18 protein-coding genes are annotated in these 21,931 nt (G+C 71.4%); 10 read left to right on the top strand and 8 right to left on the bottom strand.

Annotated features, from left to right (window positions below):
• The first annotated feature begins 6 nt into the window (after positions 1-6).
• From ADK66_RS09405 to ADK66_RS09395, 3 genes are all read left to right on the top strand, one after another.
• Positions 7-843 carry a polysaccharide deacetylase family protein gene (locus ADK66_RS09405; protein ID WP_082377345.1) on the top strand — a complete coding sequence of 279 codons (837 nt, stop codon included), beginning with the start codon at positions 7-9 and terminating at the stop codon, positions 841-843.
• An 89-nt stretch (positions 844-932) separates the two neighbouring features.
• Entirely contained in the window at positions 933-1,865 is a 933-nt protein-coding gene (locus tag ADK66_RS09400) for an ATP-binding cassette domain-containing protein (protein ID WP_053653542.1), read from the top strand.
• Positions 1,862-2,689, top strand: a complete 828-nt coding sequence (locus tag ADK66_RS09395) for an ABC transporter permease subunit (RefSeq protein ID WP_053653541.1) — start codon at positions 1,862-1,864, stop codon at positions 2,687-2,689. Before ADK66_RS09400 ends, ADK66_RS09395 begins: the two co-directional genes overlap by 4 nt.
• Before the next feature lie 32 nt (positions 2,690-2,721).
• Here the strand turns inward: ADK66_RS09395 and ADK66_RS09390 are convergent, their stop codons facing one another.
• The 4 genes from ADK66_RS09390 to ADK66_RS09375 form a co-directional block, all read right to left on the bottom strand.
• Positions 2,722-3,375, bottom strand: a complete 654-nt coding sequence (locus ADK66_RS09390) for a response regulator transcription factor (RefSeq protein ID WP_197281472.1) — start codon at positions 3,373-3,375, stop codon at positions 2,722-2,724.
• A gap of 23 nt (positions 3,376-3,398) precedes the next feature.
• Positions 3,399-5,039, bottom strand: coding sequence for a sensor histidine kinase (locus ADK66_RS09385; RefSeq protein ID WP_231639975.1), 1,641 nt, complete (start codon positions 5,037-5,039; stop codon positions 3,399-3,401).
• A gap of 54 nt (positions 5,040-5,093) precedes the next feature.
• Positions 5,094-5,798, bottom strand: coding sequence for a dethiobiotin synthase (bioD, locus tag ADK66_RS09380; protein ID WP_053653539.1), 705 nt, complete (start codon positions 5,796-5,798; stop codon positions 5,094-5,096).
• Between the two features lie 179 nt (positions 5,799-5,977).
• A complete protein-coding gene (locus ADK66_RS09375) occupies positions 5,978-7,114 on the bottom strand; it encodes an 8-amino-7-oxononanoate synthase (RefSeq protein WP_053653665.1) in 1,137 nt (378 codons plus the stop codon).
• A gap of 197 nt (positions 7,115-7,311) precedes the next feature.
• Here ADK66_RS09375 and bioB point away from each other — a divergent pair, with 197 nt between their 5' ends.
• The 3 genes from bioB to ADK66_RS09360 are packed head-to-tail and all read left to right on the top strand — an operon-like array spanning position 7,312 to position 9,050.
• A complete protein-coding gene (bioB, locus tag ADK66_RS09370; protein WP_053653538.1) occupies positions 7,312-8,307 on the top strand; it encodes a biotin synthase BioB in 996 nt (331 codons plus the stop codon).
• A 23-nt stretch (positions 8,308-8,330) separates the two neighbouring features.
• Positions 8,331-8,540 carry a hypothetical protein gene (locus ADK66_RS09365; RefSeq protein WP_053653537.1) on the top strand — a complete coding sequence of 70 codons (210 nt, stop codon included), beginning with the start codon at positions 8,331-8,333 and terminating at the stop codon, positions 8,538-8,540.
• A 3-nt stretch (positions 8,541-8,543) separates the two neighbouring features.
• Entirely contained in the window at positions 8,544-9,050 is a 507-nt protein-coding gene (locus ADK66_RS09360) for a GNAT family N-acetyltransferase (protein WP_053653536.1), read from the top strand.
• A 193-nt stretch (positions 9,051-9,243) separates the two neighbouring features.
• Here the strand turns inward: ADK66_RS09360 and ADK66_RS09355 are convergent, their stop codons facing one another.
• Together ADK66_RS09355 and ADK66_RS09350 are read right to left on the bottom strand one after the other, a co-directional pair.
• A complete protein-coding gene (locus ADK66_RS09355) occupies positions 9,244-11,709 on the bottom strand; it encodes a non-reducing end alpha-L-arabinofuranosidase family hydrolase (protein ID WP_053653535.1) in 2,466 nt (821 codons plus the stop codon).
• A 198-nt stretch (positions 11,710-11,907) separates the two neighbouring features.
• On the bottom strand, positions 11,908-14,805 hold the full coding sequence (locus ADK66_RS09350; protein WP_082377342.1) for a glycoside hydrolase family 9 protein: 2,898 nt from the start codon (positions 14,803-14,805) through the stop codon (positions 11,908-11,910).
• Positions 14,806-15,227: 422 nt separating this feature from the next.
• Here ADK66_RS09350 and ADK66_RS09345 point away from each other — a divergent pair, with 422 nt between their 5' ends.
• The gene (locus ADK66_RS09345; RefSeq protein ID WP_053653534.1) at positions 15,228-16,793 is read left to right on the top strand and encodes an aldehyde dehydrogenase family protein; all 1,566 of its coding nucleotides are present in this window, start codon (positions 15,228-15,230) and stop codon (positions 16,791-16,793) included.
• Positions 16,794-16,887: 94 nt separating this feature from the next.
• Positions 16,888-17,280 (top strand): VOC family protein, encoded by a 393-nt coding sequence (locus ADK66_RS09340; protein WP_053653662.1) that lies wholly within the window; start codon positions 16,888-16,890, stop codon positions 17,278-17,280.
• 41 nt (positions 17,281-17,321) lie between these two features.
• On the opposite strand, the gene ADK66_RS09335 is transcribed toward ADK66_RS09340, so the two are convergent.
• Together ADK66_RS09335 and ADK66_RS09330 are read right to left on the bottom strand one after the other, a co-directional pair.
• On the bottom strand, positions 17,322-18,386 hold the full coding sequence (locus tag ADK66_RS09335) for a GNAT family N-acetyltransferase (RefSeq protein WP_053653533.1): 1,065 nt from the start codon (positions 18,384-18,386) through the stop codon (positions 17,322-17,324).
• A gap of 88 nt (positions 18,387-18,474) precedes the next feature.
• A complete protein-coding gene (locus ADK66_RS09330) occupies positions 18,475-19,176 on the bottom strand; it encodes an amino acid-binding protein (RefSeq protein ID WP_053653660.1) in 702 nt (233 codons plus the stop codon).
• 144 nt (positions 19,177-19,320) lie between these two features.
• On the opposite strand from ADK66_RS09330, the gene ADK66_RS09325 reads away from it, so the two are divergent.
• Both ADK66_RS09325 and ADK66_RS09320 read left to right on the top strand, forming a co-directional pair.
• The gene (locus ADK66_RS09325; protein ID WP_053653532.1) at positions 19,321-20,400 is read left to right on the top strand and encodes a phosphotransferase family protein; all 1,080 of its coding nucleotides are present in this window, start codon (positions 19,321-19,323) and stop codon (positions 20,398-20,400) included.
• Positions 20,400-21,620 carry an acyl-CoA dehydrogenase family protein gene (locus ADK66_RS09320; RefSeq protein ID WP_053653531.1) on the top strand — a complete coding sequence of 407 codons (1,221 nt, stop codon included), beginning with the start codon at positions 20,400-20,402 and terminating at the stop codon, positions 21,618-21,620. The genes ADK66_RS09325 and ADK66_RS09320 overlap by 1 nt, the downstream gene beginning before the upstream one ends.
• Positions 21,621-21,931 lie beyond the last annotated feature (311 nt).

Raw genomic sequence — 21,931 nt, 5'->3', positions numbered from 1 at the left:
CCGGGCGTGTCAGCGACCCCTGCTCGCCGGATCCTCGCCGCCGTAACACTTCTGGCCCTGCTGGCCCTGAGTGCCTGCACAGTCGGCCCGGCGTTGCACGCCCGGCGGATCCCCGCCGGCACGCCGACGTCGGCCGCTCCGATCCCCACGCCGTCGGCCTCACCGTCCGCGACGCCCGCCCCCGGAACCCTGAACTGGTACGTGTCCCAGGTGCCGATCTTTCCCGAGGCTCCACCACCGCAGCCGGTGCAGCTCCCCCCGAACGGTCCGGCACCGAACTGGCACCGCCTGCCCATCGACCAGAAGGTCGCCTTCATCACCATCGACGACGGTGGACTGGCCCGGCCACCCGCGGTGATCGACTTCATCTGGGAGGCGCGGATCCCGGTCACGATGTTCCTGAACTCACCAGCGGCACAGGAGCACACCGACTACTTCCGGCAGATCGAGGCGGTGGGCGGGATCATCGAGAACCACACCATCTCGCACACCTCGCTGGCCGGCCGGTCGTACGCCTACCAGCGGCAGGAGATCTGTGGCGCTGCCGACAAGCTGGAGTCGCTGTTCGGCAAGCGACCCACACTGTTCCGTGCTCCGTTCGGCAACCACGACGCCACCACGTTGCGGGCCGCGCACGACTGCGGCGCGAAGGCCGTCCTGCACTGGTCCGAGACGGTTCACGAGGGAAAGGTGCGCTACCAGACGCCGGAGAAGGTCGTCCAGCCCGGCGACGTGCTGCTCATGCACTTCCGGCCGGCGCTCATGGACGACCTGCTCGCGGCGTTGAAGGCGATCCACCGGGCCGGGCTCACACCCGCGCTGCTCACCGACTACATCAAGTGATCGGGCCGTCGCCGACCTGACCAAAGTCAGGGTGCTGTAGTGCCGTTCGGGCGCGGTGGAGCAGCCGGCCGAACGCCTAGCGTCAGCGCATGATCACATTACGTGGGTTGACGAAACGGTTCGGGGAGACCACAGCCGTCGACGCGTTGACAGTCGACATCGCGCCCGGCCGCGTCACCGGCTTCCTCGGCCCCAACGGCGCCGGCAAGTCCACCACCATGCGGATGGTCCTCGGGCTGGACCGACCCACCGCCGGGCAGGCGCTCGTCGGCGGGCGCGCGTACCGGAATCTGCGCCGGCCGTTGCACGAGGTCGGCGCGCTGCTCGACGCCCGGGCCGTCCACCCGGCCCGGCCCGGCCGCGCACACCTGTTGGCCATGGCCCGCAGCAACGGCATCCCCGCCCGCCGCGTGGACGAGGTGCTGGACACCGTCGGGCTGGACGGACGCGCCGCCGGTAAGGCCGGACGGACCCTCTCCCTCGGCATGGGCCAGCGGCTCGGCATCGCTGGCGCGCTGCTCGGCGACCCCCCGGTGCTGATGTTCGACGAGCCGGTGAACGGGCTCGACCCGGACGGGGTGCGCTGGGTCCGGCAGCTGATGCGCTCCCTGGCCGACGAGGGGCGCACTGTCTTCGTCTCCAGTCATCTCATGAGCGAGATGCAGCTGACCGCCGACCAGCTCGTGGTGATCGGCCGGGGACGACTGCTCGCCGACGCGCCGATCGGCGACGTGGTCGCCGGCAGCACTGTCGCCGTCCGGGTCCGCAGCCCGCACGCCGACGGGCTGGCCGCTCTCGCCGCGCGCCTCACCGCAGCCGGGGCGACAGTCGAGGCCGCCGATCACGACGAGCTGACAGTGACCGGCACGACCGCCGACCGGGTCGGAGACCTCGCGTACGAGCTGGGGATCCGGCTGCACGAACTGAGCCCGCACGGCGCATCGCTGGAGCAGGCGTTCATGGACCTCACCGCCGACAGCGTCGAGTACGCCGGCGGCCGAACCGGAGGTGGCGCACGATGAGCACGAACACGGTCGCGGGTGTCCGCCCCGCCGCCGAGCCGACCGCGTCCCAGGGCGCCGCGGCCGCGTTCCGCGGCGCGGTGGCCGCCGAGTGGACCAAGCTGTTCTCGGTACCGAGCACCTGGTGGACGATGCTGGCCGGGCTGGTGGTGATGGCCGCGAGCGCACTCCAACTGGCCATCTACGCGGCCAACGACAACACAAACGACGACCCGCTCGACGACCGCGGAATCGTCACCGTCGGCAGCGTGGTGATCGACTCCGTCGAGCTGACCCAGTACGCGGTGCTGGCGCTGGGCCTGCTGGCGATCACCGCCGAGTTCACAAGCGGCACCATCCGGACCACGTTGCAGTGCACCCCGGCACGAGGTCGCGTACTGCTGGCCAAGGCCGTGGTCGCCGGAGCGGTCACCTTCGCTCTCGGGCTGCTGCTCGGCGGCGTCGGCGCCCTGGTCGCGCGACCGACGCTTGGCGGGTGGGGCAGCGCCCCGGCCGCCGGCACGATCGGCGACATCGTGGCGGTGGCGACCTACCTGGCGCTTGTCGGCGTGCTCGCGCTGGGTCTCGGCGCGGCACTGCGCAGCGCGGTCCTCACGATCACCGTGCTGTTCGCCATCCTGATGATCGTGCCGCTGTCGCTGATGGAGCCGGACATCGCTGTGCTGAACCGGATCGCCGACGTCTTCCCCGGCGTGGCCGGCGGGCACTTCATGGCCGGCGACACCGAGCCCTACCCGGGCGCGGTCGGTCTGCTGCTGCTCGCCGGGTGGGCCGGCGCGGCGCTCCTGCTGGGCCGGGCCGCGCTGCGCCGCCGCGACGCCTGACCGGTGAGCGGGGGCCCCGACCCGGCCCCCGCTCACCCGTCGACAAGCCCCGCCTCGTACGCCACGATCGCCGCCTGCACCCGGTTACGCACGTCCAACCGGGTGAAGATGCTTGTCAGATAGCTCTTCACGGTGCCCTCCACAAGGTGCAGCCGGCGGGCGATCTCGGCGTTGGACAGCCCCGCCCCCACCAGCGCCAGCACCTCCCGTTCCCGCTCGGTAAGCCCGGCCGTACGGTCCCGCGCGGCGGGTCGGCGGGCCAGCCGGCCGGCGCCCAGCTCGATCACCCGGCGGGCAACCCGGGGCGACAGGTACGCACCGCCGTCGGCGACCGCGTGCACCCCGGCGATCAGTTCCCGCGGGTCGCCGGCCTTGAGCAGGAACCCGCTCGCGCCGTGCCCGAGCGCGCGGGCCACATGGTCGTCCTCACCGAAGGTGGTCAGCATGATCGTCGAAGTGTCCGGTGCGACCCGGCGGATCTCGGCGGCGGCGGTCAACCCGTCCAACCGGGGCATCCGGATGTCCAGCAACGCCACATGGGGTCGGTGCGCCCGGACGAGCTCCACCGCCGCCCGCCCGTCACCGGCCTCGGCGACCACCTCGATGCCCTGATCGGCGGCGAGAATCGCCCGGACACCGGCCCGGATCATCGCCTCGTCGTCGGCGAGGACAACCCGGATCGGCAGCGTCAGTGCCGTGTCGGTGTTCACTACGCGATCCGCTCCTTGCTGACCAGCCGGCCGTCGGTGAAGCAGAGCCGCCACGTCGGCTCGGCGAGAGGGAAGTTGCCGTCGGTGTAGTACTCGCAGTCGGCCCGGTCGACAGCGGACGGACGTTCCAGCTGTCGCCGGGGCAGCCCCGCCAGCTCCGACCGGGCCGTACCGACACGCAGCTCGTCGAAGGTCGCCTGGTCCAACACCGTTCCGGCGGTCGCCACCGGGTAGTAGACGAGGGAGAGCACCAGGGCGAAACCTGCCGGCGCCCCGACCGCCGCGAGCAGACTGCGTCGAACTCGTCGACGGGCGTCGTGCAGCCGCCGCTCCGCGTCGACCGGCCCCTCCACGGCACCCGGCCGGTCACCGGACCAGGACGCCGTCCCGGCCGCCTCCACCGGCGACAGGGCGGCCAGCGCCTCCGGTGGCGACGCGACCGTCGGTAGCGCCTCCAGTGACGACGGCCCTGCCGGCAGCGACTCTGCCGGCGTCGCGATGGCCGGCAGCACCGCCCGTACGGCGAATCCGCCGTCGGCCTGCGGGCCGGCGTCGAAGGTCCCACCGGCCAGGCGAACCCGCTCGGCGAGCGCCAGCAACCCGCTGCCCCGCGACGACGGAGCCGGCAACGGCCCGGCTGGCGGAACACAGTTGACCACAGTCACCTCCACCCGGTCACCGTCCCGACCCAGGCGTACGTCGACCGGGGCACCCGGCGCGTACCGGGCGGCGTTGGTCAGGGCCTCCCGGACGACCCGGTGCGCCGCGTGACAGGTCATCGCCGGCAACTCCGCGCCCACCGGGGCGGCATCCAGCCGTACCGCCATGCCAGCCTCCCGGGCACCTTCGACAAGCTCGGAGACGCTTTCCCCGCTCGGACGCACCGACGCCCCACCCTCCTCGCGGAGCACTCCGATGATCTCGTGCAGCCGCTCGGTCGCGGCGGAGACACTGGCCCGCAACTCCCCCGCCGCGACCCGGTGCCGCTCGTCGAGGTCAGCGGCGACCTCCAGAGCTGCGGCGCGCACCGCGATCAGGCTGAGGTCGTGACCGAGGGAGTCATGCATCTCCCCGGCGATCCGGGCCCTCTCCCGCAGCCGGATCCGCTCGGCGGCACCACGCTGCTCGCGGGCCACCGCGTCGACGTGACGGCGACCGGCCTCGGCCAACTCCCGCTGCTGACGCCGGTACCGACCGACCAACCAGGGAAACACCGCAGCGAAGAGCAGCACCGAGGCCAGCAGGAACCAGGTGGCCGCACCCGTGCCGAGCAGGCCCAGGTTGAGCGCCGTACCAGCAGCAGCGATCAGCACGAAGACCACGACAGCCGGGCCCGCCGAAGCGCTGCGCCGCCCAGCGAGGTAACTGAAGATCGGGATGGCGAACACGAAGTTGCCGTCGACGAGCGACCCGAGCACCACGAGCACCAGGGCGACCAACGGCTTGCTCCGGCTCGCCACCACCGCCGCGCCGAGCAACAGCATCTTCCCGACGAGCAGCGGCAGCGCGTACCGCGGATGGGGCGGGGTGATCCCGGCGTAGGCGACCGGGGCGGCGATGACCGCCCACAGCAACGCGTCCAGCAGCAGTCGCCGCCGCCGGTCCCGCGAACCTGGCACCGAAGAGTCGGAAAGCCTCACCGCCGTCACGCTACCCACGCCCGACCTGGGCGGACACCGACGAAAGTCAGGTGTTCAGCTGCTCTCCTCGGCCCACACCCGCCAGTCGTCCAACACCCCGTGCAGCGCCGGAGTGAGCCAGCCCGGCGCGGAACGACGAAACACCCCAGGGTCCATCGCGCCAGCGCCATCGGGCACGGCACCGAGCATGTTCGGCACCAGGTCGGTGAGGTTCGACCAGTGCACCAACTCCGGAGACGACGGCCAGGCACCGATCACCACGCCTGCCGGCACCGCCCGCCGGTCCAGCGCCTCAAGAGTCAACGCCGTGTGGTTGAGCGTGCCCAACCCGGCACGGGCGACCACCACCGCCGGCGCACCCAACGACACCGCCAGATCCGCCATCGTCCACGGCTCCCCCGACGGGCGCAGCCCCATCGGCACCAGCAGACCACCGGCCCCCTCGACAAGCACCAGATCGTGCTTGTCCGCCTCTTCCCGGACGGCGTCCACGGCCGTGTACAACTCCAACGGCGGCAGATCCGCCACCCGGGCGGCAGCCAACGGAGCCAGCGGATCCGGAAAACTGGCAAGAGTGCGACCGGTGAGCGGAGCCGCCAACCGGTTGACCACGTCCACGTCACCCGGCTCCCCGCCGGCCGTACCCGTCTGGCCCGGCTTGACCACAGCCACCCGCAACCCGGCGGCCTGCGCGGCAGCCGTGATCGCCGCGGTCACCACGGTCTTGCCCACCTCGGTGTCGGTGCCTGTGACAAGCACCGGCCCCTCCCACGCGCTCACTGTGTCGCCTCTGCTCGCGACTGCGGGGCTCGCAAACCCGGCTCACTCCTCGCGCTCACTGCAACTGCGGGGCTCGCAAACCCGGCTCACTCCTCGCGCTCACTGCACAACCTCGGCTCGCGACTGCGGGGCTCGCAAACCCGGCTCACTCCTCGCGCTCACGGGACACAGTCCACTATGGCTTCCAGCGCCCGCTCGAAATCCGCGCGCGGCACCCCTGCGCTGACGGTGATGCGCAGCCGGGAACGGTTGTCCGGAGTGGACGGCGGCCGGAAGCAGCCCACCGCGACACCCCGGTCGCGGCAGTCAGCGGCCCAGGCCGTCGCCGCCTCCGGGCCGGGAGCGGTCACCGAGACCACAGCCCCGTCCGGCGTGGAGACCGTCAGCCCCGCCGCCCGCAACCGGCCCACCGCCAACGCCACCCGGTCGGCCAACTCGGCCCGCAGGTCGTCGCCGTCGCGGGCCAGCCGCAGCGCCGCGTGCACACCGGCAGCGACCGCCGGCGGCAACGCGGTGTCGAAGATGAACGTACGGCCGGTCTCGACAAGGTGCCTGACGAACTCGGCCGGCCCGGCCACCACCCCACCCGCGCCGCCGAGCGCCTTGGACAGGGTGGCGGTGACCACCACGTCCGGCTCCCCGGCCAGCCCAGCGGCGGCCACCGCGCCCGCGCCGGACGGCCCGGTCACGCCGAGCCCGTGCGCGTCGTCGACGAGCAGCAGCGCGCCGTAGCGGCGGGCCACCGCGTGCAACTCGGCCAGCGGGGCGAGATCACCGTCGACCGAGAACACCGACTCGGTGACCACCACCGCCGGGCGGCCCGGCGCCACCGCGAGGGCTGCGGCCACGGCCGTCACGTCGGCGTGCGCGGCCACGACAGTCTCCGCGCCGGAGATCCGGCAGCCGTCGATCAGCGACGCGTGGTTGTGCGCGTCGGACACGAGCAGCGTGCGAGGTTGGACGAGGGCCCGCAGCGCACCGAGGTTCGCCAGGTATCCGGAGGAGAAGACGAGAGCTTTGTCGGCGCCCAGCCACTGCGCCAGCTCGTCCTCCAACGCCTGGTGCGCGTCGGTCGAGCCGCGTACCAGGCGCGACCCGGTCGCTCCCAGCCCGTACGCCGACAGCGCCGCCGCCGCCGCGGCCGTGACCTCCGGGTGGGTGGCCAGGCCGAGGTAGTCGTTGCCGGCCAGATCGGTCATTCCGTCGTCGGCGGGACGCGGATGCAGTCGCCGGGTCAGGCCGGCCTTGGCCCGCAACTCCGCGCGGCGGTCGAGCGCCGCCAGCCAGTCCGCCACCGTCACCCCTTCGCCGCCGTCCGGTGCCGGCCACGCCGACACCCGCCGGGCGAAATTACCACCCGTCCCCACCAACTCGACGGATCCACCCATCGCCGACCTGCGCGGCCACCTGCCGGGCGGGTACCGCCGGGCCCTGGGAGCGACCGGCGAGCGGGCCATTCCGGCTGACCGGGGCGCCTTGTAGGGTACGAGCCATGCCAGAGATCCTCGACCAGGCCCGTACCCAGGTCCTGGGTGACGGTGTCGGTCTCGACGAGGCCGGCGTCCTCGCCGTGCTGAACCTGCCCGACGAGCACCTGCCCGCCGCCCTCCAGCTCGCCCACGATGTGCGGATGCGCTGGTGCGGCCCGGAGGTCGAGGTCGAGGGCATCGTCTCGCTGAAGACCGGCGGCTGCCCGGAAGACTGCCACTTCTGTTCCCAGTCCGGCCTGTTCACCTCCCCGGTGCGCTCGGTCCTGCTGGACATCCCGTCGCTTGTCGAGGCCGCGAAGCAGACCGCGAAGACAGGTGCGACGGAGTTCTGCATCGTGGCCGCCGTCCGTGGCCCGGACGCCCGCCTGATGAAGCAGATGCGCGAGGGCGTCGCCGCCATCAAGGCCGAGGTCGACATCCAGGTCGCCGCGTCGCTGGGCATGCTCACCCAGGAGCAGGTCGACGACCTTGTCGACATGGGCGTGCACCGCTACAACCACAACCTGGAGACCTGCCGGTCGTACTTCCCCAACGTGGTCACCACGCACTCGTGGGAGGAGCGTTGGGAGACGCTGCGGATGGTCCGCGACTCCGGCATGGAGGTGTGCTGCGGCGGCATCCTCGGCCTCGGCGAGACCGTCGAGCAGCGGGCGGAGTTCGCCGCGCAGCTCGCCGAGATCAACCCGCACGAGGTGCCCCTGAACTTCCTCAACCCCCGCCCCGGCACCCCGCTCGGTGACCGCCAGGTGGTCGAGGGCAAGGACGCGCTGCGGGCCATCGCCGCGTTCCGGCTGGCCATGCCGCGCACCATCCTCCGGTACGCGGGTGGCCGCGAGATCACCCTCGGTGACCTGGGTACGCGGGCCGGCCTGCTCGGCGGCATCAACGCGGTGATCGTCGGCAACTACCTGACGACGCTGGGTCGATCGGCGAACGCCGACCTTGAGCTGCTCGACGAGCTGAAGATGCCGGTGAAGGCGCTGTCCGCGACGCTGTAGGAACGACATCCGGGAAGGACGACGTGACCGAGCTTGTCGAGACGGTGACGGCACCCCGCTGGTGCGACAGGTGTGGTGAGGACGCGGCGGCCGGTGGGCACGAGCCGTGCGCGGCGGCCCGGGCGTTGGAGCCGCCGCGCTACTGCGCGCACTGCCGCCGTCGGATGAAGGTGCAGGTGCTTCCGGTCGGATGGTCGGCGGTCTGCGTCGAGCACGGCGAGATCCGGGGCTGAGGCGTGCTGCGGGGGCGAGCGGTGACGTTGCGTCCGGTGACCGACGACGACGTGCCGGCCCTCGCGGCGGTCCGGGCCGATCCGGAGGTACGCCGGTGGTGGCGCGGCGGTGACGACCTGGCCGACTCCGTCCGCGCCGACCTGGCCGACGACGATCTGACGTTGTACGCCATCGAGCACGACGGCCGGGTGATCGGCGCGATCCAGTGGTACGCCGAATCCGACCCGGACTACCGGCACGCCAGCCTGGACATCTTCCTCGATCCGGCGGTACGCGGCGCGGGGCTCGGTGTGGACGCCATCCGCACCCTGGCCCGGCACCTGATCGACGAGTACGGCCACCACCGGTTCACGATCGACCCGGCGGCGGCGAACAGCGCGGCGATCCGCGCGTACGCGAAGGTCGGTTTCCGTCCGGTGGGCATCATGCGGCGCTACGAGCGCGGCGCGGATGGCCGCTGGCACGACGCCCTGCTGATGGACCTGCTCGCCGACGATCTCGTGGAGTGAGCGGGCGCGTCAGCCGTCCCGGCACGGGTGTCCGTCGGGGAGCCGGCGGGCAACGTCGGCGGGCTGGTGGGAGCGCCACTTCGCACTTCGGGGTGCGCAGGCTGGCACGCCGAGGGGCAGCGCAGATCCCGGGCGGGCGTGCCCGGCACCGTGCGGTGCCGGGCACGCCACTGTGCTGCGAATCCAGTGATACCTATCGCTGGAGGGTCAGTACACCCGGCCGCCACGGCAGCAGGTTGTAGTCGCCCCCCGCACTCGGGTTCTTGCCCTGGTACAGCAACTGCAGGTTGCAGGCGTCGACGGTCTTGGTCTGGTCGGGGTTGGTGCGGACCAGGTCACCGTGGCTGATGTCGTTGGTCCACGTCGCGCCACTGTTGGCCTTGCCGGCGAACGGGTTGCTCTCGGTGGCGGCCTGCGGGGTCCACGAGCCGCTCAGGCTGTTCGACGTGAACGACCGGAAGTAGCGTCCCTGGCTCCCGATCGCCTCGACGATCATCAGGTACTGGTTCTGGCCGGCCACCTTGTAGACCTCGACGCCCTCGAACAGGTTGTTCGTCGTGTCCGTCATGATCGTCGTGTAGGTCGAGCCGAAGCTGCCCGGGAAGTTCCCGAGCGGCATGCTCGACCGGTAGATCTTGCCGTTGTCCCCGGCGAAGAACAGGTACATGTTCTGGTCGTCACCGATGAGCGTCTGGTCGATGACGCCGTACGGGGCGTCGGGCAGGGTGGCGGTGGACAGCGTCTGCGCCGAGGACCAGCCGTTGGCGTTCGTCGGGTCGCTCGACGTCTTGTAGCTGAACGAGGTCGGTCCCCACTGGTACGCCAGCACCCAGATGTTCTTCGGGGCGAAGTACAGCAGGGTGGGCGCCACGGTGCCCTGGCTCATCCCGTTCTGGCCGGCCGAGGCCATGTCGGACCAGTTGGTGAACGAGGTGAAGTTCATCGAGCTGTACTGACCGCTGCTGTTGACGTACGACCCGTAGACCAGGTGCTTGCCGTTGTAGACCACGTTGGTGAAGTCCTTGAGTGAGACCCAGCCGTTCTGCGGGTTGGCCAACGCGCCGGTCGACGACCACCGGTAGGTCGACGGCAGCGCGCAGCCGCTCGGCGGCGGCGTGGTGGTCGGCGGCGGAGTCGGCGTCGACGTCGGCGTGGTGCCGCCGAAGTCGGTCCGCCACTGCTGGTTGGTCTGCCCGTGGCAGTCGTACAGCTGGACCTGCTGGCCGTTGCCGGTGCCCCAGACGTCCAGGCACCGGCCGGACTGGACGCCGCTGATGGTGCCGTTGGAGTTGATGTTCCACTGCTGGTTCGCCCCGCTGTTGCAGTCCCAGATGATGATGCCGGTGCCGTTGGCGGTGGCCGCGCCGTTCGCGTCCAGGCACTTGCTGCCGTAGACCCGCAGCTGCTTGTTCGCGGTGTACGTCCACTGCTGGTTCGACTGACCGTGGCAGTCGTAGAGCTGGACCCGGGTGCCGTTTGTCTGCGTGGCGTTGGGCACGTCGATGCACCGGCCCGACTGCACCCCGACGATCCGGCCGGCGCCACCACTCGGCGGTGGGGTCGTCGTCGGGGTCACCGTCGGGGTCACCGTCGGGCTCGTCGTCGGGCTCGTCGTCGGCGTGGCCGCGTTGAGCGCGTTGAGGACGGAGTTGTAGGCGGCCTTCTTGTTGCCGCCGCCGTCGAAGAGCAGCGGGCTCTCGTTCGAGCGCCAGGAGTCGCTGTCGCGTACGCCCCAGACGGTGATGCCGATGCAGCGCGGCACGTTCAGGCACGCCTGGGTAAGCCCGGCGTACTGGGTGGTGGAGGCGTTGGTGACGTCGACCTCGGTCAGCGCCACATCCACGCCGAGCGCGGCGAAGCTGGACAGCGTGGTCTGGAAGTTGCTCGGCAGCGAGCTGCCGCCGGTGAAGTGGGTCTGCAACCCGACGCAGTCGATCGGCACGCCGCGGGACTTGAAGTCCTGGATCATGCGGTAGACGCCCTGTGTCTTGCCGTACGACCAGTTCTCGATGTTGTAGTCGTTGTAGCAGAGTTTGACCGACGGGTCGGCCGCCCGCGCGGTGCGGAACGCCACCTCGATCCAGTCGTTGCCGGTGCCCTGGAGGTTGGAGCTGCGGCGGCTGCCGTCCTCGTTGAACGCCTCGTTGACCACGTCCCACGCGGCGAGCTTGCCCCGGTAGTGGCCCATCACTCCGTTGATGTGGTCGATCATCGCCTGCCGCAGGGTGCTGCCGCTCAGGCTCTGCATCCACGGCGGCTGCTGCGCGTGCCAGGCCAGGGTGTGCCCACGGACCTTAAGGCCACGCTGGGTCGCCCAGTTGTAGATCTGGTCACCGGAGTTGAAGTTGAACTGGCCCCGCTGGGGCTGCGTCGCGTCCGGCTTCATCTCGTTCTCGGCGGTGATCATGTTGAACTCACGTGCCGCGATCGTGCTGTACGTCGAGTCGCCGAGCCGGCCCGCCGCGATGGCGGTGCCGAAGTACCGGCCCGACTGTGCGGCGGCCGCGCCGAGCGTGGACGCAGCGGCGTTCGCCGAGGGCATCATCACCGCGACGGCGGCCACGGTCACGACGCTGAACGTGCCGGCGAGCAGCGCTCGGACGACATGCGATCGCCGTCGCCGAGTTCTGCCGGGATGAACGGGTGGGCTCGTTTGCATTTTGGCCTCCCTACTTGGCCAACACCCGGAACGCCGAGGCGGGACGACCGGACGTCTCAGTAGAATATTTAGCTCAATCGATGTTTATACCACGCGGCCGGTCCGGCCAGCGAGGTTTCGGAAAAGTTTCGGAAATGTGTTGGCGTTACGCGGCGTGGCCTGGTTGGTCGCGGCAACCGGCCACGCCGCGTCGTTGAGTCAGGCGATGGTGCAGGCGGTGTTGTTGACGGTGAAGGCCGTCGGCTTCGGGTTGCTGCCGCTGTGGTTGCCGTTGAAGCCGAAACTCACCGACGCTCCGGGCGCGAGCGCGCCGTTGTAGGAGAGGTTCGTGGCGGTGACCGCCGCGCCGCTCTGGCTGACCGTCGCAGACCAGCCCTGGCTGACGGTCTGCCCACCGGTGAAGCTCCACCGCAGCGCCCAGCCGTTGAGCGCTGTGGTGCCGGTGTTGGTGATCGTCACAGTGGCGGTGAAGCCGGTGCTCCAGTCGTTCGTGACGTACCCCACCGAGCAGGTGCCGCCGACCGGCGGGGGCGCGGTGGTCACCGAAACCGGCGCGGACGCCGCGGAGGTGTTGCCGGCCGCGTCGACGGCCACCACGTAGAACTGGTACGCCGTCGAGGCGGTCAGGCCGGTCACCGCCGCCGTGGTCCCGGTCGGTGAGCCGACCAGCGCGTCGGTGGCGCCGGCCTCGCGGTAGACCCGGTAGCCGGTGACGCCGACGTTGTCGGTCGACGCTGCCCAGGTCAGGGTGAGCCCGGTGGCGGTGACCGCCGAGGCGACCGGGGTGCCGGGCGCGGTGGGCGCTGTCGTGTCCGGCGCCGGTCCGGCCGGGGTGGTGACGCTGACGGCAGCCGACGACGCGGACCGGTTGCCGGCGCCGTCGAGGGCCCGCACTGTGAACTGGTACGTCCGCTCCGGCAGCAGCCCGGTCACGGCGAGCGTGTTCGTGGTGGCGGTACGCAGCACAAGCGCGTCGCTGCCCGTCTGCGACTGGGTGATCTCGTAGCCGGCCAGGCCGCTGCCGCCGGTGTCGGTGGACGCGGCCCAGGTCAGCGTGAGCCCGCTCGACGTGACGGCGGACGCGACGGGCGTGCCGGGCACGCTCGGCGCTGCGGTGTCCGGTACGACCGGCCCCGGCTCGTCGCCCCAGACGCGGGTGGTGCCGGAGTAGAGCGGCACCTTACGGTTCGGCCCTGCGGTGGCCTGGTACGACGGGTCGTTCGTCGGGTCCCAGGTGCCACCCTCGGGCACACCGATCTTGAACTGGACCTCCATCCGGTGCTGCGACTGCCCGGCCGGTGCGATGGTGTGCCCGGTGCAGTCCACCTCGACGTACCAGATGTCGCCGCTGAACTGCTTGGCGGTGGTCGGGGACGGGCAGCCCTGGGTGTAGCCGGCGGTGACCTGCACCGGGCCGGTGCCGTCGGGCCGGAAGTAGTACCGGAACTTCCCGTCGGTAAGCGCGCGGGCCGGGAACGCCGACTTGTTGTAGACGATCGCCTTGAGCCCGGTGGCCCGGGGCTCGGCCTGCATGACGGTGGTCTCCACTGTCAGCTCGTCGATGTCGGGCGTCTCGGCGACCGGGAAGTTGGCAAGCGGCGTGCCGCCGTACTCGGAGGTCAGCCGGACCAGCGCGGACGTGAAGCCGGCGTTGTAGTCGGTGGCGACCTCGTTCATCACGTAGTCCGACCGGCTGTCGCTGTACGCGTCGTTGGGCGAGGACGGGCCGCCGACGAGCGCGCCGTAGAGGGTGTGCCGGGTCTCGACGGGCACGGTCTGGCTGTCCCACCAGGAGCCGTGCGCGGTGCGGTGGTGCGGGTTGCGCGGCGAGTTGGCGCCGAACCCGATGACGTAGCTGGAGCTGCGCGGGTTGTCACCGAGCGCGTAGTTGATCTGCCGGACGGCGAAGTCGTGGTAGCGCGTCTTGCGCGTGGTGTCGGTGGTCTTGTCGCTGTAGACGAGCGCGGCGAAGGAGGTGTTGGCGGCGTAGCGCAGTGCACCCCAGGAGTCGAGCACCGCCATCCCGCCGGGCGAGTACGGCACGCGCTGGCCGTTGACCCCGACGGTCCAGTAGTCCAGCCAGCGGTTGGCGTCGTCGACGTACTTCTGCTTGCCGGTCAGGTTGGCCAGCAGCACGTACGCGCCGAACTGCTTGTTGTCCCAGGCGATCGTCCACTTGTAGGAGCGGGTGGTGGTCTGGTTCTCGGTGCCGAGCTTGTCGTACTCGCTCTCGGCCTTGGCGAGGTAGGTGGCGTCGCCGGTGGCCCGGTACAGCCAGATGGCACCCCACACCAGCTCGTCCTGCCAGCCGCTCCACGAGCGGTAGAAGCTCGTCGCGTCGGTGATGCACTCGTGGTAGGACTTCCGCACCGTGTCGGCGAACGTGTAGAGCTGCCGGGCGTGCGTGAGCAGCTTGTCCGCGTAGGCGACGTCGGTGGGCCGGAACACCATCGAGGAGGCGGCCATCGCGGCCGCCGTCTCGCCGGCCAGGTCCGCGCCGCCGCAGCTCGCATCGATCTTGTACGCGGGTCGCGCCATCGGCATGACCTCTGCCGGACCCCACCACTTGTGGTCGTCGTCGCCCTTGCCGACCTGCCCGTAGAGGACGTTCGCCGACGGGTGCGCCTTGATGAAGTAGTCGTTGACGAACCGCAGGTTGTTGAGCAGGTGCGGCAGTTGCCCGGAGGACGTGTAGCCGCTGCGGTACTCCACCGCGCCCCACGCCAGCATCGTTGCGCTGAACGCCATGGGGAAGCCGAACTTGACGTGGTCACCGGCGTCGTACCAGCCGCCGGTGAGGTCGAGCCCCGCGTCGGCGCCGTCGGTCAGCGCGCTGTCGCCTCGCCAGGAGACCCGGTTCCAGTCGGGCAGCCGGCCGGACTGCTGCGCCTCGTAGAAGAGCAGCGACTTCTGCAACGCCTCGGCGTAGTTGAACGCCGGCGCGGCGGACGCCGGGCCGGCCGGTGGCGCGGCGACAGCGAGGGACAGCCCGGTGAGCAGTGCGACACCGGCGGCCAGCAGCCGCCGGGGCCAGGGCTGATCGGCGACCGGAGACCGGCCGGGGTGGCCGGTGGACGGCCCTGTCAGGTGACGCATGGCAGGCTCCTGTCGGAGGCGCCGCCGGTGGTCGCACCAACGCGGGACGGCGTGGGGCGGCACGGCCACCGGCGACAGCGGGGGTGGCGGTGTGACCACGGGCAGCCGTGGAAGCGCTCCCATGGATAAGCGACAATGTATCGGGCGCGTGGCCAGTTGGGAAGCGGCCCCGTTTCTCGTACTCATGGGTAACCGCTGACAGTCACCCTGAGCTATCTCACATCATCGATGCCCATCGATAAGTTACTGATTAGGGCCGCAGGTCGGAGGCCATCCGCCCACCTCGATTGCGCGGGCACGCAGGCCATCGAACCTCTGCCATACGAACGTACTGTTGCTGACCCGCTACTCGCCGCGAGACAGTACCGATCACCAGCGGTGCCATCGACGCCGCCGCTCCCCGGCAACCAGAGGAGAACGCGATGGCACTACGACTCGCCGAGGGCACTGCCTGGTCCGACGTCCTCGCCCGCGCGGTGGCCGCCACTCCCGAGGCGTTCGGCGCCGACGTCGACGGCGTCACCACGCTGCACAACCTCATCGAGGGCGACTGGCGGGCAGTGGGTCGCCCCGCACCCGCCCGTACGCCTGTGGACAACACGGTCATCATCAACCTGCCCCGGCTCGACGCCGACAGCGCCCGCGCCGCCGTCGCGTACGCCGCCGACGCCCACCGGGCCTGGGCCGCGACCCCGCTGGCCGACCGCAAGGCCCGCGTCGCCGACGCGCTGGAGGCCCTCACCGCGCACCGCGACCTGCTCGCCCTGCTGCTGGTCTGGGAGATCGGCAAGCCGTGGCGGCTGGCCTGCGCCGACGTGGACCGGGCACTCGACGGCGTCCGCTGGTACGCCGAAGAGATCGACCGGATGCTCGCCGACGGCCGCGAGCCGCTGCCCGGACCGGTCAGCAACATCGCTTCGTGGAACTACCCGATGAGCGTCCTGGTGCACGCCGAGTTGGTGCAGCTGCTGGCCGGCAACGCCGTCATCGCCAAGACCCCGTCGCAGGGCGGCGCTGTCTGCCTGACCGTCGCGCACGCGCTGATGCGCCGGGCCGGGCTGCCCGCCACCCTCGTCTCCGGCGGCGGCGAGGAACTGTCCGAAGTGCTGGTCCGCGCACCCGAGATCGGCGCTGTGGCCTTCGTCGGCGGCCGCTCCAACGGCGGCAAGGTCGCCGCCGCGCTGCTCGACAGCGACAAGCGCCACTTCATCGAGCAGGAGGGCCTCAACGCCTGGGGCATCTGGAACTTCTCCCAGTGGGACCTGCTCGCCACGCACCTCAAGAAGGGCTTCGAGTACGGCAAGCAGCGCTGCACCGCGTACCCACGGTTCGTGGTCCAGCGCGACCTGGTCGACGAGTTCCTCGACATGTACCTGCCGGTCGTACGCTCGGTGCGCTTCGGCCACCCGCTTGCCGTCGGCGACGACTGGACCGCCGGCGACCCGCTGCCCGAGCTGGACTTCGGGCCGCTGATCAGCGCCGCAAAGGCCGACGAGCTGCACCGCAAGGTCGACGAGGCGGTCCGCGGCGGGGCTGTGCCCCTGCACCGGGGCAAGTTGACCGGCGCGCCGTTCCTGCCGGGTCAGGACACCTCCGCGTACGTCGCGCCGTCGGTGCTGCTCGCCCCGCCCGGCCGGTCCCGGCTGATGCACGCCGAACCGTTCGGGCCTGTCGACACGATCGTCGTCGTGGACACCACCGACGAGCTGCTGGCCGCGATGAACGCCTCCAACGGCGCGCTCGTCGCCTCACTGGCCTGCGACGACACCGACGAGGCCGGCAAGCTCGCCGTGGACCTCCAGGCGTTCAAGGTGGGCATCAACAAGCCACGCTCGCGCGGCGACCGGGACGAGCCGTTCGGCGGTCGGGGCGCGTCCTGGAAGGGCGCGTTCGTCGGCGGCGACCTGCTGGTGCAGGCGGTCACGGTGGGCGGCGACAACCGGCTGTACGGCAACTTCCCCGACTACAACAGCTACCCCGCCACCTGACCAGCTTTGCAAGGAAGGGCCCCCTGTTAACGCCTGATGTAGAGCAGGGGGTCCTTATTAACAGCGCAGCGTCGCGTACCGTCGAGCGGTGGCGATGATCGAACAGCTCTCCCTGGGCGTGTCCGACCCCGAGCGCGCGGGACGGTTCTGGGCCGCAGCCCTCGGCTACCGCCGCCGGGCACCTCGATATGACGGTGACGAGTGGATAGTGCTGGAGCCGCCGCCAGGAACGTCGGGCACGGCCATCGCCATGGACCTCAGCGAGAGCGCGGCGCAGGAGTTTCCTCGGCTTCACATCGACCTGGACGCTGGCGAACGCAGCCTCGACGAGGAGCTCGACCGGCTACTCGCGCTCGGCGCCCAGCGGGTGGACTGGCGCCACTACCCCACGGATCCCCACCCGACCGAACCGCCGTACGTGGTCCTCGCCGACCCGGAGGGCAACCGGTTCTGCCTGTCGGGCCGCCGCGAGCCCTCCGCGCGTTGACCCGGCCGTAAGCCGCCCCGGCGGTTAACAAGGGGCCCTTCCTATGCACCAGGCGTTAAAAGGGTGCCCTTCCTTTCTGCGGCCAGTGGCACTGTGAGGTTGAGCAGGGTGCCGTCGCGTTCGGTCACCGTGGGGCGGTCCAGCCGCCGCAGCGTACGCAGCATCGGGGTGTTCTCGGCCTGCACGTGCAGCACGAGCGCCTCGTAACCGGCCGCGTCGGCGTGCCGGGCCAGCCGGCGCAGCAGCGCCGAACCGAGCCCACGCCGCTGCCAGTCGTCGCGTACCAGCAGCGCCACCTCGGCCTCGTCACCTTCGCCGAGCAGGTTGGCCATGGCGACAACGGACTCCGCCGCACCGTCGGAGGCCGCCGCCGTGGCCAGCAGTGTCAGCCCTCGGTTCGGCTCCAGGACCCGACGCAGCCGGGCCGGCTGGGGCAGCGACGCTCCGCCCAGGTAACGCCGCTGCCGGCTTCGCGGGGAACAGCCCTCGTGCAACTCCAGCACGCCGGGCAGGTCGTCCGCGCAGGCCGGCCGGACGGCCACCTCGGCGCCGTCGGGCAAGACCAGTGTGACCTGCTCGGCGGACCGCCGCGCCACTGTCGCGGCCAGCTCGACCAAAGCCTGCGCCCGCGCGTACTCCGCCGGGGTGAAGGCCGGTGCCGCCCGCCGCAACGTGAACGAGCCGCCCGCCGGGTCGGCCAGCAGCATTGTCGCGTCGACGATGCCCCGCTCGGCGCTTGCCGACGCCGGCCGCCAGCTGACCGAGTCGGCACCGAGCAAGGTCCGCAGCGCCTCGCCTGCCGCGTCCGGGTCGCGTACCAGGCGGTTGGCCAGCCCGAGCATCCGGGTGGGCTGGTCGACAAGGCCGCGCGCCTCGCTGCGCGCCACCCAGCAGTGCCGGCCGCGACCCCGCTCGACGGCGGCGATCAGCCCGGCCTCGTCGAGCGTGTCCGGTGCGTCGACGAGGAAATCGTCCACCGCACCCTGTTCGGTGGGCTGCACCTGCACGGTGAGGATGTTGACCCCACGCAGCGCCAGGCTCGCCGTGAGGACCGACAGGTAACCCGGCCGGTCGTCCACGGTGGCCCTGATCCGCCACAACGTCATGGTTGGCTCCCTTCCCCACGTCAGAGCCTCGTCCCCGGCTGTTGCCGCCCGATTGCCCGGCGGTGTCGAGCCCGGAAATCTCCGACGGTCAGGGGCCGGCGACCACCGGCGGCGCGCCCACCAGGTCCAGCCGGTCGCCGAGGATCACCGCACTGGCCCGGACGAGCTGGGTGAGCCGGTCGACCTCAGTGCTGTGGAAGTTCGCGGCGCAGAGCGTCTCGCTGTACTCCCGGGCCACCACCAGCACCAGGCCGGCCCGGCCGAACGGCGTGATCGCGTGGTGGGTGCCGTCGGGCGTGGTCACCGACCGGCCGCGCAGCGGCGTCACCTCCGGCAACCGCGGGGGTACGGGCGCACGCCAACTCGCGTGCCCCACGGTGGCACCGCCGCCTCCCGTCCGCGAAGCCCAGTCAACAGGCACCACGGCGGCCACCGCCCAGTCCGCCGCCAGCAGCCCCGGCACCGCGTCGACAAGGGTCGCGAGACCGTCGGCCGGGTTGGCCGCTACCTGGGCCAGCAGCTCCGCGTCCTGCCCGGTGGTGGTGGGCGCGCCGATCGCCCGCCACACACCGTCCACCCGTACGCCGGGGATCGCCGCGAGACCGGCCAGCAGCCGCTCGACCCGGGCCGCGCCCGGCCAGACGACTGTGAAGTCGTCCACCGCGCGCCCGCCGAGGCGTTCGAGGACCACCACCTGGACGATGTCCGCGCCGGAGACACCCAGCGTGCGGGCAACCTGGCCGAGGGTGCCCGGACGGTCCGGCAGTGTGACCCGAACTCGCAGCAACATGTCTGTCCCTCCGCTCGGCGGGCCGGCGAGGGCCGGCAGGCTGGTCACAGCCTGTTCGGTGACCATTTCGCCCCTGTTGCAGGGGCATGTCCCGGGGGAAAATCTGACCTTGACAACGCGAGCGAGCTGCCATCAACTAGTCGGATGACCGATCCGTCCGTCGACGCGCTCCGGACGGGCGCGGTTCCGGCCTCCCCCACCGGCCTTGCTCTCGATCGACTCGCCGGCTACCTGGCGGAGCACCGACCCGGGTTGGCGGCGGGGCCGTTGCAGGCCCGACTGATCGCCGGCGGCAAATCCAACCTCACCTACCTGCTGCGCCTCGGCGACCGCGAGGTGGTGCTCCGCCGACCCCCGCTGGGGCACGTGCTGGCGACCGCCCACGACATGGGCCGCGAGTTCCGGGTCATCTCGGCGCTGGCCCCGACCGCGGTGCCGGTGCCCGAGGCGCTGCTGCTCTGCACCGACCCCGACGTGATCGGCGCACCGTTCTATCTGATGGAACGGGTGCCCGGCGAGGTGTTCCGCACCCGCGCACAGACCGACCCGCTCGGCGACGACCGACGCCGCGCACTTGCCATGGCGATGATGGACACGCTCGCCGCGCTGCACACCGTCGAACCCGCTGCCGTCGGGCTTGACGACTTCGGCCGCCCGGACGGCTACCTGGCCCGGCAGATCCGCCGCTGGGCCGGGCAGCTCGACCGCTCGCGCAGCCGCGACCTGCCCGGCATCGACGAACTGCGGGACCTGTTGGCGGCGACCGCACCGGAGGGCGCCAACGCCGGCCGGATCGTGCACGGCGACTACCGGCTCGACAACCTCCTCGCCTCGGCCGACCCGGTGGCCGTGCACGCCGTCCTCGACTGGGAGATGGCCACCCTCGGGGACCCCCTCGCCGACCTGGGGCTGCTGCTGACGTACTGGGACGTGCTGGGTGGCAGCGAGAAGGCCGCCGGCAACCCGGTCGCCGACGGGCTCGGCCCGCACGCCGGGTTCCCCACCGGCGCCGAGCTGATCGACAGGTACGCCGGCCGCAGCGACGTCGACGTCGGCCCCCTGCACTGGCACGTGGCGTTGGGCTGTTTCAAGCTCGCTGTCATCTGCGAGGGCATCCACTACCGGCACACGCTCGGCCAGACCCTCGGCGAGGGCTTCGACCGGATCGGCGACATGGTGGCACCGCTGGTCGCGCACGGGCTGACCGCCGCCAGGGAGCGGTGATGGACTTCTCGTACGACGCCCGGACCGAGGAGCTGCGCGACGAGCTGACCCGGTTCCTGACCGAGCACGTCTACCCGGCCGAGGCCGTACACGCCGAGCAGGTGGCAGCCGGCGATCCGTGGTCGCGTACCCCGGTGCTGGCCGAGCTGAAGGCGGAGGCCCGCAGGCGCGGCCTGTGGAACCTGTTCCTGCCCGACCCGCGCTACGGGGCCGGCCTCACCAACCTCCAGTACGCGCCGCTGGCCGAGCTGACCGGCCGCAGCCCGCACCTGGCGCCGGAGGCTGTCAACTGCGCGGCACCGGACACCGGCAACATGGAGTTGCTCGCCGAGTTCGGTTCCGAGGCGCAGCGGGAGCGGTGGCTCATGCCGCTGCTGGAGGGCGAGATCCGCTCCGCGTTCTGCATGACCGAGCCGGACGTCGCGTCCTCCGACGCCACGAACATCGCCACCCGGATCACCCGCGACGGCAACGAGTACGTGATCAACGGACGCAAGTGGTGGTCGTCCGGGGCGATGGACCCGCGCTGCGAGATCTTCATCGTGATGGGCAAGACCGACCCCGCAGCCGAGCGGCACCGCCAGCAGAGCATGGTGCTGGTCCCGCGGGACACCCCAGGGGTGACGGTGCGCCGGGGAATGCACGTCTTCGGCTACACCGACGGCTCGCACGGCGGGCACGCCGAGATCGACTTCACCGACGTGCGGGTGCCCGCGGAGAACCTCATCGGCGCCGAGGGCACCGGCTTCGCCATCGCCCAGGCCCGCCTCGGACCGGGCCGCATCCACCACTGCATGCGGCTGATCGGCATGGCCGAACGGGCACTGGAACTGCTCTGCCGCCGGGCCAACGAGCGGATCGCGTTCGGCCGACCCCTCGCGGAGCAGGGCGTCGTCCGGGAGTGGATCGCCGAGTCGCGGGTCCGCATCGAACAGGCCCGCCTGCTGGTGCTCAAGACGGCGTGGCTGATGGACACCGTCGGCAACAAGGGCGCCCACACCGAGATCCAGGCCATCAAGATCGGCACGCCGGCGATGGCGGAGTGGGTGATCGACAAGGCCATCCAGGGGTACGGCGGCGCGGGCGTCAGCCAGGACACCCCGCTGGCCGCCCTGTGGGCGCAGGCACGCACCCTACGCCTGGCCGACGGCCCCGACGAGGTCCACCGCAACTCCCTAGCCAAACGCGAACTCCGCCGCTGGACCCCCACCCCCGCCTAATCCCGCGCACCCAAACGCAGCCCGCCGCCTGCCGCACACCCACGTGCCAAGCGCGCAGCCCGAGCCACCCCTGCCGCACGCGCCGCGCACGATCGCCCGCGCCGCCCGTGCCGCGCACGATCGCGCGTGCCGCCCGCGCCGCGCACGATCCTGGATGTAGTGGCCTCCCCCACCCCCAACATCACTACAACAAGGATCGAGCACGATCACGCCGCCCCCACCCCGACGATCATGAGGTTGACGGGACGTTTTGCCCGAAACGCTCCCGCTAACCTCATGATCACCCGAGCGGTGGGGCCGGGCGGGGCAGT

It is taken from the genome of Micromonospora sp. NRRL B-16802 (assembly GCF_001279555.1).
Classification (GTDB): domain Bacteria; phylum Actinomycetota; class Actinomycetes; order Mycobacteriales; family Micromonosporaceae; genus Micromonospora; species Micromonospora profundi.
This window is presented reverse-complemented; position numbering and strand designations above follow the sequence as displayed.

What these genes read in the sequence shown, in the direction of transcription:
- ADK66_RS09355 (WP_053653535.1), bottom strand. Translation starts at nt 11,709, where the DNA reads ATGCAAACGAGCCCACCCGTTCATCCCGGCAGAACTCGGCGACGGCGA.
- ADK66_RS09335 (WP_053653533.1), bottom strand. Translation starts at nt 18,386, where the DNA reads ATGACGTTGTGGCGGATCAGGGCCACCGTGGACGACCGGCCGGGTTAC.
- ADK66_RS09340 (WP_053653662.1), top strand. Translation starts at nt 16,888, where the DNA reads ATGATCGAACAGCTCTCCCTGGGCGTGTCCGACCCCGAGCGCGCGGGA.
- ADK66_RS09325 (WP_053653532.1), top strand. Translation starts at nt 19,321, where the DNA reads ATGACCGATCCGTCCGTCGACGCGCTCCGGACGGGCGCGGTTCCGGCC.
- ADK66_RS09320 (WP_053653531.1), top strand. Translation starts at nt 20,400, where the DNA reads ATGGACTTCTCGTACGACGCCCGGACCGAGGAGCTGCGCGACGAGCTG.
- bioB (WP_053653538.1), top strand. Translation starts at nt 7,312, where the DNA reads ATGCCAGAGATCCTCGACCAGGCCCGTACCCAGGTCCTGGGTGACGGT.
- ADK66_RS09395 (WP_053653541.1), top strand. Translation starts at nt 1,862, where the DNA reads ATGAGCACGAACACGGTCGCGGGTGTCCGCCCCGCCGCCGAGCCGACC.
- ADK66_RS09350 (WP_082377342.1), bottom strand. Translation starts at nt 14,805, where the DNA reads ATGCGTCACCTGACAGGGCCGTCCACCGGCCACCCCGGCCGGTCTCCG.
- ADK66_RS09330 (WP_053653660.1), bottom strand. Translation starts at nt 19,176, where the DNA reads ATGTTGCTGCGAGTTCGGGTCACACTGCCGGACCGTCCGGGCACCCTC.
- ADK66_RS09400 (WP_053653542.1), top strand. Translation starts at nt 933, where the DNA reads ATGATCACATTACGTGGGTTGACGAAACGGTTCGGGGAGACCACAGCC.
- ADK66_RS09345 (WP_053653534.1), top strand. Translation starts at nt 15,228, where the DNA reads ATGGCACTACGACTCGCCGAGGGCACTGCCTGGTCCGACGTCCTCGCC.